The 10,435-nt window shown below is 64.4% G+C and carries 10 protein-coding genes; 3 read left to right on the forward strand and 7 right to left on the reverse strand.

Annotation, left to right across the window (positions count from 1 at the left end):
* Positions 1–292 precede the first annotated feature (292 nt).
* Genes SMN802W_RS0108475 through SMN802W_RS0108485 form a run of 3 tightly spaced genes read right to left on the reverse strand, consistent with a single transcriptional unit; the run spans position 293 to position 1,720 of the window.
* Positions 293–952: an SOS response-associated peptidase gene (locus SMN802W_RS0108475; RefSeq protein WP_019516475.1), complete on the reverse strand. Its 660-nt coding sequence runs from the start codon at positions 950–952 to the stop codon at positions 293–295.
* 36 nt (positions 953–988) lie between these two features.
* A complete protein-coding gene (locus SMN802W_RS0108480; protein ID WP_156818796.1) occupies positions 989–1,507 on the reverse strand; it encodes a hypothetical protein in 519 nt (172 codons plus the stop codon).
* 9 nt (positions 1,508–1,516) lie between these two features.
* Entirely contained in the window at positions 1,517–1,720 is a 204-nt protein-coding gene (locus tag SMN802W_RS0108485; RefSeq protein ID WP_019516477.1) for a hypothetical protein, read from the reverse strand.
* A 257-nt stretch (positions 1,721–1,977) separates the two neighbouring features.
* Here SMN802W_RS0108485 and SMN802W_RS0108490 point away from each other — a divergent pair, with 257 nt between their 5' ends.
* Complete coding sequence (locus tag SMN802W_RS0108490) at positions 1,978–2,466, forward strand: hypothetical protein (RefSeq protein WP_026325915.1); 489 nt, start codon at positions 1,978–1,980, stop codon at positions 2,464–2,466.
* A 117-nt stretch (positions 2,467–2,583) separates the two neighbouring features.
* Here the strand turns inward: SMN802W_RS0108490 and SMN802W_RS0108495 are convergent, their stop codons facing one another.
* The 3 genes from SMN802W_RS0108495 to SMN802W_RS0108505 all read right to left on the reverse strand — a co-directional run bounded on the left by SMN802W_RS0108495 (position 2,584) and on the right by SMN802W_RS0108505 (position 6,078).
* Positions 2,584–2,826 carry a tyrosine-type recombinase/integrase gene (locus tag SMN802W_RS0108495; RefSeq protein WP_083925676.1) on the reverse strand — a complete coding sequence of 81 codons (243 nt, stop codon included), beginning with the start codon at positions 2,824–2,826 and terminating at the stop codon, positions 2,584–2,586.
* A gap of 103 nt (positions 2,827–2,929) precedes the next feature.
* Positions 2,930–3,853, reverse strand: coding sequence for an alpha/beta hydrolase (locus SMN802W_RS0108500; protein WP_019516480.1), 924 nt, complete (start codon positions 3,851–3,853; stop codon positions 2,930–2,932).
* Between the two features lie 26 nt (positions 3,854–3,879).
* Positions 3,880–6,078, reverse strand: coding sequence for a beta-glucosidase family protein (locus tag SMN802W_RS0108505; RefSeq protein ID WP_156818797.1), 2,199 nt, complete (start codon positions 6,076–6,078; stop codon positions 3,880–3,882).
* Positions 6,079–6,226: 148 nt separating this feature from the next.
* On the opposite strand from SMN802W_RS0108505, the gene SMN802W_RS18245 reads away from it, so the two are divergent.
* Both SMN802W_RS18245 and SMN802W_RS0108515 read left to right on the forward strand, forming a co-directional pair.
* Positions 6,227–8,605, forward strand: a complete 2,379-nt coding sequence (locus SMN802W_RS18245; protein ID WP_019516482.1) for a TonB-dependent receptor — start codon at positions 6,227–6,229, stop codon at positions 8,603–8,605.
* Between the two features lie 28 nt (positions 8,606–8,633).
* A complete protein-coding gene (locus tag SMN802W_RS0108515; protein ID WP_238560160.1) occupies positions 8,634–9,299 on the forward strand; it encodes a TetR/AcrR family transcriptional regulator in 666 nt (221 codons plus the stop codon).
* 153 nt (positions 9,300–9,452) lie between these two features.
* On the opposite strand, the gene SMN802W_RS0108520 is transcribed toward SMN802W_RS0108515, so the two are convergent.
* The coding region (locus SMN802W_RS0108520) for a tyrosine-type recombinase/integrase (RefSeq protein WP_019516484.1) at positions 9,453–10,435 on the reverse strand (983 nt) is incomplete at its 5' end.

Consider the following 10,435-nt stretch of genomic DNA (forward strand, 5'->3'; position numbering starts at 1 on the left):
ATGTTCAAAGCGTCAAAGCTTCCAATTCGATCGGGCACACGGCTTCCTCACGCGAACTGTAAGGAAGGCCGCTTGAGGCGATAGTCCGGCATGGTAGCGGCGCTCGATGATCGAAGAACCAGATGACGGAGTTACATTGTCAGTCCGAGGGTGGTTGATCCTGATAGTAACAAGCGCCGTAGCGTGGTTGCTGGTGGCTTGGTGGATGCTGCGATGAGGTTTGCCGCAGGACGTGGGTCAAGCCTTTTGGTGAAAGCTTTGACACACTTGAGCGATCAAGCTCGCCAGCACTCTAGAATAGCTCCGGCTCCACAATCGATCGTGGGTCAGGTGCCAGCCGCACGGACATGAGCTGCGAAGGGAAAGGGCGCGCGAGCGCAATGGATTCCTCGAAAGAACAAGTAAGCCAGCGTTCCTCGTCCTGTTCGTCCAGCAACACCGGCATGGCCTTCGGGTGGATCGGTTCGACCAGCGGGTTCGGCTCGGTCGTCAGAAAGGCAAATACCGCTCCTTCATCGACCGGGCGCCACACGCCCGCAAAGCTGACGATCGGGCGGCTGGGCACGTCAAACCAGTAGAGCGGGCGCTTGCCAGCCGGGCCGGGTCCATACTCGCTAAATGCCGTGAATGGGACGAGGCAGCGGCGCTCAGGGTTTGCCAACGCCGACTTCCAAAAGGGTGACGTGTAGTTGCGCACGTTCGTCACCTTGGTGTCGAGCATGATAGGCTTACCGGTCATCTTGTCGATCTTCTTGCCCGGTACCTTTCGTGGAAAGCCCCACTTCATGGTGTCCAGCGTTCGCCCTTCATCACCCATACGGGCTACCCAGGCGAGCCGATCGGGGAAGAGCTCGGGCGGTGGGAAGTCGGCATCTTCGGGGTAGGGCGCCTCAACACCGTAGCGCGCAGCAAGCTCGGCCTGTTTGGCAGTCATGCGGTAGCGGTTGCACATGCCTTGATGGTGCCATGCCGCCGCGGGCAGGTCGACTCACGGCTGGTTGGCTTCATCCACCGGATGACCGGCATCCATGAGGCGCTGTGCAACATGACGATAGGGTAGCTGACAGCTCGTCCAAGGGTGCCGGGGCTGAGTGATGGCAGAGCGCCAGAAAGCGTTTAGCAGCCGTTGATCGGGAACGAACGGCTGAAGGACATGTAGCGCTAGGCGCACCTCAATCGTCCCTACAGCTTCGTTTGCCGAACGGGACGCCGCCTCGCGCAGTATCTGCAACGACAGGTTTATCAGCGCGTGCCGGTGCGCCTGCTTACGCGCCCGCTGGCGACCGAATGGTATCGGCAGCAGCTTGATGATCGGTGACGCGCAGCGGTGCGGGCATTTCACCGCGTAGCGGGCGGTGTGCCAGTCCGTGTTGCCGCCGTTCTTTCGCACCTCGGTGATCAGTGCATCAAGCTCCCACACCTCTGTTGCCTTGCAGCTGGTGCAGGTGACCTTCACCTGAGCTTCTATCCGGTGCAGGTCCGACAGGTTTTTAGGATCGCCGACCACACCGACTGATTAGACGAGGGCGGGTAGGGTTAGCTGTTCACCGCGGCTGGCAAGCACCGCGCGAGCTTGCTGGGCAGCACCGACCGCTTGCCGGTAGTGCACGGTCGCGTATCGCTCAGCCTCTTCGAAGCCGACTGGTGCCCAATCCTCGGACGGGTAGCAGGCGTCGTAGATCGCGCGCGCAGCCGCACGCAGTTGCAGGTCGTGCTGCATCGGGTTCGCTCCAGCGTTATCGAGTCACCGCAAAGCGGCGTGGAGCAAACTAGAACAAACAAAGAACGTTCCGCAAGATGGCTCAGCTTTGTTCAGCGGCTTCAGTTGAATCGGAAGCCTCCTTCACCAGCCAAGCTGAGCCGCTTGCTGAACCAGTTTTGATCCGCAACTTGGAAGCAATAGCGGTTGAAGGAGTAATTTGGGACAGCTAGCGCGCCCAATCCGGCGCCGGGGGGCGTCTGTGAAAAGGGGGTATGATGACAAAGCTTCTTGGTGCCGCACTTGCTGCGGCTACGCTGGCGTGTGCCACACCGGCTGCGGCGCAGTTCGGCGTGGAGGCGAACGGCGCGCGGGCTGATCACCGGTGGGGTGGTGAACTCGGCGTTGGGTACGCGATCCCGATCTTGCCCGGCTTCCGCATCACGCCCGCAGTCGGTGTGCTGGTCTTCAAGGGTGACAACGATCGGTATTACGAGGACGCCAACGGCGGCAACGAGCGCTGTCGCGACAGCCGGACCGGCCAGTATGCCAAGGATAGCCTTTGCGATAACACCGAGTTCAAGGCTTACGGGCGAGTGGAAGCTACCTACTCGATTCCGCTGACCCTCACTTTCGGCGCCGGTGCTCGCATCAGCGACGAAGTGAAGCCTTATGGTACGATTGCCTTCCCGCTTGCTCCGAAGCTCCAGATCAAGGGCAACGCCGGTGACGACTACTATGCGATTGGCCTGCGCTTCGGCTTCTAAGCGTCAATGCGCAATTCGCGAGCTTAGCCACGGGCGAAGCTCGGCCGAAAAATAACTAGGGCGCCATCCCGCCCCGCGAACCAGCCTTTAGGGGCCAGCGCGCGGGGCGGGGGCGGATTAGGCAGCCGTCTGCTTCTTCGCGCCCGCCTCGATGGCGGCGAGCAGCGTGTCGTTGGCGAGGTGGCTGTAGCGCGCCGTGCTGGCGACGTTGGCGTGGCCGAGCACCTTACCAACCGCGAACAGGTCAACGCCCGAGTTGACCATGAACGACGCCGCCGAGTGGCGCAGGTCGTGGATGCCCAGGTCGGGCAGGCCGGCGGCGTCCCGGACCGTGTGCCAGCCGTGCTTGATCGTCGTCAGGTGCTTCGACGAGTCAAGGGGTTGGGGAACAGGAACTCGCCTCTCTTCAGGCCGACGATCACGTCCACCGCTGTTGCGCTAGCTTGCCGCTTTTAGGATCAACTTACCTATTGAGCCATCCATGCGCATCAAGCCATCCCTGCAGAGCGTTAGTCCATCCCGTGCTAGTCGTTCCTGGCTTGCCATCGAAGCCGAAGCCGTGGCCGCCATGTTCGTAGACGTGCAGCTCGACCGGCTTTTTCGCGCGTCGCCAGCTGTCTGGCAAACCGTAGCCCTGCTGACCAAAAAGTTCGTCGTCACTGGCGACCGCAACGAACAACGGCGGTGCGTTGCCCGCAACTCCAGTCGTCGCCATGGAGGGATAAATCGCGGCAAGCAGGTCGGGCGTGGTGCCGGGACTAGCGGCCTTCACCACGTCGAGACCCATGATCGCGCCGGCGGAGAAGCCGAGATAGCCGACGCGCTTTGGATCGATCCCCCATTCCGCCGCTCGCGCGCGAACCAGCCGCATGGCCGCCTGCGCGTCGGCGAGCGCCGCGGCAGGCGATCTGATGTCGGCGCCGCCTTTCGCACCCGCCGCCATTGCTGCGGCGAAGCGGGCGAGGGCGGCCTGCTTGAACGCATCCATGTCCGCCGGTGTGGCATCGAGCCGGTACTTGAGTACGAAGGCGGCAATACCATGATCGGCGAGCCAGCGCGCCGGCTTCATCGCTTCGGCATCGATCGACTCCATCACGAAGCCGCCGCCTGGTGCGACGATCATCGCAGCGCCGGTCGCCTTGCCCTTCGGCGGAAGTACCGGCGTCAACGTGGCAAACGATACGTTGCGCACGGTTGCGCGGCCGTTGAGCAGGAACCAGCTTTCAGCCGGCATATCCAGCACGCCGCCGGTTTCTAGCGGGATCGCGCCAGCCGGTGCTGGAGTCGCCACCGGCTCAACCGTGAGCGCCTGCGCGAGCGCGGGGACCGGCACCATCGATGTGTGAGCCAGCGCTAATGCGGCGGTCAGCAAGTGCAGGTAGTTCATGACAGCCAATCCTCTCGGCTCACAGATCAGCGCCACGCACGTGCGGGCAGGGGCAGGATAATGACATCGCTCAGGTTGGCCGCGGAGCGCCCGAGCGCGAAGCCGTAGCGACCTGCGGCCATTGCCCATCGACCGTCCTTGCTGGTCGCCAGCACGCGCGGATCGATCGCGATTTCGGCCTCCTCAGCGGCACCGGGCTGGAGCGTCACCTTAGCGAACCCGGCGAGCCGCAGCGTCTTTCCGGCGGGCGTAGAGACGAGGTAGAGCTGCGCCACGTCGCTGCCCGCGCGCGCGCCGGTGTTGCGGATCGTGACACTCGCCCGTGGCTGCGCGCCGCCGCTGATACGCAACGGTCCGTGATCGAAGCTCGTGTAGGTCAACCCGTATCCGAACGAAAACAGCGGCGCGGCACCCGTGCGGGCGAACCAGCGATAACCGACGTCCGCACCCTCGATGTTGTAATCGATCGGGTAATGCTTGCCCGCAGCCAGGCCGGCTGCGAATTCCTTCTCGCTCAACCCTGCGTACGGCAGCGCGGGGCGAGGCAATTGATCGAGCGACGCGGGAAACGTGATCGGCAGCCGGCCCGACGGATTGTTGTCGCCGAACAAGGTCGCGGCAATTGCATCGCCGCCGCGCACGCCGCCGTACCACGCCTGGACGACCGCGCCGGTGTCCTTCAGCCACGGCATCAGCACCGGTCCGCCGGTCTCCAGCACCACGATCGTGCGCGGATTGGCGGCGGTGACGGCGGCGATCAGCGCATCCTGCCCATCGGGCAGAGATAGGTCGGGCACGTCGGTACCCTCGGCCATCCACTGCGTCGCGAACACGATTGCCACGTCGGCCGCCTTTGCTGCGGCGACCGCATCGGCCAGATAGCGGCCGTTGCGAAAGGTGATGCTCGCCTTGGGCGCGATCGCGCGGATCGCAGCGAGTGGTGCGGTGCCGTGATAGGTCTGGTTGTTGTATTTGGCGAGCGGGCCTTCGCCACCCATTGGGATCGAGGCGGCAGGACCGCCCAGCGGCTGCACCTGCGTCGATCCACCGCCCGACAGCACGCCTGCGTCGGCATAGCCCCCGATCACCGCGACCGAACGCACGTCCTTCGACAAGGGCAGCAGCGCACGCTCGTTGCGCAGCAGGACAATGCCCTGTTCGGCGACGCTCTGCGCTACGCGTGCATTACCTGCGACGTCGATCGGACCGCGTGCCGGCGGGTTGGTGTCGAGCCCGAGCGCGTAGATCGAGCGCAGCACGCGGCGGTTCATGTCGGAAACGCGCGCGGCATAAGCGGGATCGCGCGCGGCGGCGGCGGCAAGCGGCACGCCGAAGAACACCTGCTTGTCGATCTGCTCGCCCGATTGCTGGTCAAGCCCAGCGAGTGCCTGATCGACGTTCGTCACCGCGCCCCAATCCGACATGACGAAGCCCGGATAGTGCCAGTCGCGCTTCAGCACCTGGTTGAGCAGGTAGTCGCTGCCGCACGCCGCGGCGCCGTTGACGCGGTTGTACGCGCACATGACCGCGCCGGGCTGCCCGCGCTCGATCGCAATCTGGAATGCGAGCAGATCGCTCATGCGGAACGCATCATCGGCGAGCAGGCCGTCGACCGCGTGACGGCCAGTCTCCTGTGCGTTGAGCGCGAAATGCTTGACGGTGGAGAGCACGTGCTGCGACTGCACGCCGGCGATCGCTGCACCGCCCAGCAGCCCAGAATGGAGTGGGTCTTCACCGAAATACTCGAACGTGCGCCCGTTGCGCGGATCGCGTATCAGGTTGATGCCGCCGCCCAGCAGCACGTTGAACCCTTTGGCGCGCGCCTCGCCCGCGATCATCGCGCTGCCCTGACGGATCAGCTCGGGGTCCCAGGTCGAGCCCATGGCGGTGGCGGAGGGTAGAGCGGTGGCGCCATCCTTGCGCAGCCCAGAGATGTACGACACTCCCAGGCTCGCATCGGTTTCGGTCAGCGCCGGTACGCCCAGCCGCGGGATGCCGGCGACGTAGCCGGCCCCGGTGATCGCCTCGGCCGGGATCTTGACGTTGGGGATGATCGGGATCGCCCACAGTCCATGGGTGAGGGTGGTCCGCTCCTCAACACGCAACGCACGTTCGGTCTGTGCAGCGCGCGCGTCGGCGTTGCTGGCTTGCGTGCGTTCGGGTGTACGCTGCTGCGCCGTTGCTGATGAATGAGCCGCGGCTGCAGTCACGGCCGCGGTGATCATGAATGTTTGCCGGATCATCCCGAACCCTCTCCCCATCAGCATCGCATTTGAGCAACAAAATGATACGTGCGTGCTTGACAGTATGTTTGTTGGCAATCATGATCCATGTCAAGCGGCGAGACCGCGTGATCAGGTGAGGATGGTAGCTATGCGCGGATTGGTCCTGCTGGCAGGCAGCAGCTTTATGGCGATTGGAAGTACAGCCGCAGCGCAGACGGTGCCGCCGCCTGCGACACCCAGCGCCAGCACGGAAACGGTGCCCGCAACCACCCAGGCAACCAGCGAAGGCGTCGATGCCGCTGGCGGTGACATCATCGTCACCGCGCAGCGCCGGGCCCAATCCTTGCGCGACGTTCCAATTGCGATCACCGTCGTGAACGGCCAGTCGATCCGCGAAACAGGTGCCAATCAGCTCGCCGACATCACGCAGCGGGCACCCAGCCTAAATTTTACCGCCACCCCGGGGGTACCGAATTTTGCGATCCGAGGCGTCGGCACCAACTCGTTCGACTACGGCATCGAGTCTGCGGTCGGCATCGCGGTGGACGACGTCAACATCACGCTACCGCGCTACGTACCGCTGAACTCGCTCGCGGACGTCGAGCGGGTCGAGGTGCTGCGCGGACCCCAGGGGCTGCTGTTTGGCAAGAACACGACGGCGGGGCTGATCTCGATCGCAACCACACGGCCGCAACTGGGCGAGTTCAGCAGCAACGGTCGCGTCCAAGCAGGTGAGCGCGATCAGGTGCAGACTCAGGCGGTGGTCAATCTGCCGCTTGGCGACAAGGCCGCGTTACGCGTGGTGGGCGGGTATCAGTACCAGAAGCCTTCGACCCAGCTTGTCGGCCCCGGCCGGCTCGATCCCGTGCGTCGTTACTTCGGCACCGGCAAGCTGTTGTGGGAGCCGACCGACCGGCTGAGCCTGTACGCAATCGTCGATTACCAGAACAACAGCGGGATCGAGGCCTATTCGACGATCCGCCAGTTCGGCGGCAACGATCCGACGCCGATCCCGCCGCAGCTGCGCCCGTTCGCGCCGGCCAATTTCGTACGTGCGCAAAATACCGCCCTGGGGGTCGTCGCCTCTCCAACCAACAACAAGACCGCGATTGGCAGCACGAACGTCCTGCGTGACGAGCGCAGCTTTGGTGCGCAATTGTCGGCGAGCTATGATGCGGGGCCGCTGACCGTCACGTCGGTCTCCGCCTACCGCGACCTGCACGCGCGCGCCAACAACGACGTCGACCAGACTCCAGTCGCGTTCTTCGACACCAACATCGCCAACTCGCAATCATACCAATTGTCGGAAGAGTTGCGCGTGTCGAACAGCGGTACCAGCACGATCGACTATACCGCCGGGCTCTATTATTTCCGCCAGCACATCGACGCGCAGATCCTGCAGGCGGGTACCTTTGGCATCTTCCCGGCCTCGGTGCCAGTGCGGCTATCGCCGGTGCAGGGCCAGTCGAATTTCGACTATGGCACCAACAGCTACGCCGCCTTCGCGCAGCTGACGTTCAACCTGTCCTCGTCGCTCAAGCTGATCGCGGGCGGGCGCTACACGCGCGACGAGATCAACTCTGCCACCACGGTGACGCAGGCGCCGGGCGTGTGCAATCTGATCGTCTTCGCACTGAGCGGCGGACAACGCTGCATCGGGACACTGCCCGCACCGATCAACCGTGACCGCAACGCCGACGGCTTCTCCGCGCGTGGCGGCATCGAATATGCGATTGCACCGACCGCCAATTTGTACGCCACATACACGCGCGGCTACAAAGGACCGGCGGTCAGCTCGGCAGCGGGCGTCGCATTCGACGTCGATCCCGAGAAGGTTGACGCATACGAGGTCGGCGGCAAGTTCGACCTGCTCGATCGTCGCGTCAGCCTGAACCTTGCCGGCTTCATCAACAACTTCCGCGATTTCCAGGCGCAGGTGTTTGATCCGGCGCTGAACGGCGGGCTTGGCTCCTTCCGCACCGGTAACGCCAGCACGCTCAAGACGCGCGGCGTCGAGGCGGAAGCGTCGGTTCGTCCGGTGCGCGGGGTCAGTCTGTCAGGCGGTGTAACCTATCTCGACACCGAGTACGGCAACTACAACGTTGCTTGCTATTTCGGTCAAACCGCGGCGCAGGGGTGCAATCTGCCGGGACCGAGTTTCAACGCGCGCGGAACGCCGCTCGTCGGTGCATCGAAGTGGACGACCAGCCTCGCCGCCAATGTCGAGCAACCGATCGGCGGCGACCTCAAATTCTTCGTCAACGCCGACTGGCGCTACCGCAGCCGTTTCCTCTACGCGATCAACGATCCCAACACGATCCAAGCCGGTTACTCGCTCGTCAATGCGACGGTTGGGATCGGTGACATCGGCGACCATGCGCGTGTCAGCGTGTTCGTGCGCAACCTGTTCGACAAGCGCTATGCCGCGGCCATCTTCCCCGGCAATTTCTCTGCTGGACAGTACGTTCAAACGCTTCCGGACAATGCGTTTCGGCGGATCGGCGGCGCGTTCGAGTGGCGTTTCTGAACGTGCCGGCGGGCAGGGCCGTCCCGTCTTGCCCGCCGCCAGCCGATCGGCCAGTGTCATCGTTCTGTCCGGCATGAGCGAGGTACACGTCCTGCGACGCACCCAGGAACAACGAACCGCAGAAACGCGCGCCGCGCTGTTTGAGGCGGCGGTCACGACGATCAGCCGACTGGGCTACAGTCGCGCCAGCAACGCGGAGATCGCAGACGAAGCGGGCGTCAGCCGGGGTGCGATCACGCATCATTTCGCAACGCGCGCCGCGTTCATCGCAGAAGTGGTCAAATGGGTGTTCGACCAGGAAGTCGCAGCCTACCGCGAAATCCAGCGTGAGCGCCAGATCGGCGCGCGCGTATCCGACTGGCCGGAAATCTCTTGGGAGGTGCTCTCGCGTCCTTCTGGAGTTGCCGTGCTTGAGATATTCGTCGCGTCTCGGAGCGACCCGGAACTGGCAAGCCTGATAAAACCGGCGCAGAGCGCGATTGAGGAGGCGGCGGCGACTGCCTTTTTTGACCGGATCGGCGCCACGGTTCGCGATCCCGCGGCGATACGGCTCGTCGTTTGGGCGGTCCGCGGCATGGCGCTTGGCCGCGACTTCATCGATGATCCCAACAGCATGCAGGCATCAGTTGATCTGCTGACCAGCATGTTCGAACGCTTGTCACCGAGTGGTCGTCTCGAACAACTGATTGGCTAGATCGGCAAGGCTTGTGACGGATGCACCTGCTGGCTCCGCTAGGTAGAGCGGTAGCAACACCCTGAGCGGTCGCGCGGGCCGAAAAGAAAAAAGTAAAAGGTACCCGCCCCGCGAACCAGCCTTGAGGGGCCAGCGCACGGGGCGGGGGAGGGGTCAGGCGGCGGCCTGCTTCTTCGCGCCCGCCTCGACGGCGGCGAGCAGCGTGTCGTTGGCGAGGTGGCTGTAGCGCGCGGTGCTGGCGACGTTGGCGTGGCCGAGAACCTTGCCGACCGCGAACAGGTCGACGCCTGAGTTGACCATGAACGACGCCGCCGAGTGGCGCAGGTCATGGATGCGCAGGTCAGGCAGGCCGGCGGCGTCCCGAACCGTGTGCCAGCCGTGCTTGATCGTGGTCAGGTGCTTGGTAGCGTCGCGGGGGGTGGGGAAGAGGAACTCGCCCCGCTTCAGGCCGGCGATCACGTCCACCGCCGCCTGCGCGAGCGGCACGTAGCGCGACCGCCCCGTCTTTGAGGTCGGCACGAACAGGGTCCGACGATCGAGGTCGACGTTTGCCCAGCGGGCGGACAGCAGCTCCGACACCCGCATGCCGGTGAGCAGCAGCAGGTTGACGATTGCGGACAGCTGCTTGTTGCGCGACGCCGCCGCCGCCGCGACCAGCCGTGCCGCCTCCTCGGCGGTGACGTAGCGCTCGCGCGCGTTGTTCACCGCCTTGGTCTCGACAACACGAACCGGGTTCCGCTCGCAGCCAGCCACGCCCCACTTGCTGCCGAGCTCGAACGACCGCGCGAAGATCATCTTCATCTTGAGCACGGTCGCAGGCGACAGGCCGTCGTTCCGCTTGGAGGCGAGCCACTGCGCCACCGCCCGGCTGTCGATGTCTGTAAGCCGGGTCTTGCCCCAGCGCGGCACGATGTGGTTGCGGACGTACCCCTCCGTGGTGCTGTAGGAGCGTTGGTGGAGCTTGGCGTCGGCCATGTGCATTGCGGCAAGCTCGGCATAGAGCGGCACCGCCCTGGCCTCGGCCTTTGCCGCCAGCGGGTCGCCGCCCATCACCACCTCGGACCGGTACCGCTGCGCCGCCTTCTTGGCCTGCGCGAAGGTGATGTCGCCGAAGCCGCCGATCTTGTGCTGGCGTT

The organism is Sphingomonas sp. Mn802worker (assembly GCF_000382485.1).
Taxonomy (GTDB): domain Bacteria; phylum Pseudomonadota; class Alphaproteobacteria; order Sphingomonadales; family Sphingomonadaceae; genus Sphingomonas.

Coding starts and splice junctions, on each gene's coding strand:
- SMN802W_RS0108475 (WP_019516475.1), bottom strand. CDS start 952: ATGTGCAACCGCTACCGCATGACTGCCAAACAGGCCGAGCTTGCTGCG.
- SMN802W_RS0108485 (WP_019516477.1), bottom strand. CDS start 1,720: ATGCAGCACGACCTGCAACTGCGTGCGGCTGCGCGCGCGATCTACGAC.
- SMN802W_RS0108490 (WP_026325915.1), top strand. CDS start 1,978: ATGACAAAGCTTCTTGGTGCCGCACTTGCTGCGGCTACGCTGGCGTGT.
- SMN802W_RS0108500 (WP_019516480.1), bottom strand. CDS start 3,853: ATGAACTACCTGCACTTGCTGACCGCCGCATTAGCGCTGGCTCACACA.
- SMN802W_RS0108505 (WP_156818797.1), bottom strand. CDS start 6,078: ATGATCACCGCGGCCGTGACTGCAGCCGCGGCTCATTCATCAGCAACG.
- SMN802W_RS18245 (WP_019516482.1), top strand. CDS start 6,227: ATGCGCGGATTGGTCCTGCTGGCAGGCAGCAGCTTTATGGCGATTGGA.